Genomic DNA, 332 nt, shown 5'->3' on the forward strand with positions numbered 1-332 from the left:
AAGGCCGAGGCCGAGGCCGCTGGCTTGGCCTATTTGGAGCGCGTGGGGCTGTCCAGCAAGCTTGACAAGTACCCCGACCAGCTTTCCGGCGGTCAGCAGCAGCGCGTGGCCATTGCCCGCGCGCTCAACATGCATCCGAAGATCATGCTCATGGACGAGCCCACCAGCGCACTTGACCCAGAGATGGTGAACGAGGTGCTCGACGTTAACAAGTCCCTGGCTGAGACGAACATGACCATTGTCATGGTCACCCACGAGATGGGTTTGGCCCGCGATGCCGCCGACAAGGTGGTGTTCATGGAAAACGGCCTGGTAGTGGACGAGGGGACGCC

Annotated in this window: 1 protein-coding gene; it reads left to right on the forward strand. The window is 61.7% G+C overall.

Annotated features, from left to right (window positions below; translation table 11 throughout):
• Window positions 1–332, forward strand: a 332-nt coding sequence (locus tag PZH32_RS12035) for an ATP-binding cassette domain-containing protein (RefSeq protein ID WP_275208493.1), incomplete at both ends; no start/stop codon positions are given.

Source organism: Adlercreutzia equolifaciens (assembly GCF_029076695.1).
Lineage (GTDB): Bacteria > Actinomycetota > Coriobacteriia > Coriobacteriales > Eggerthellaceae > Adlercreutzia > Adlercreutzia equolifaciens_A.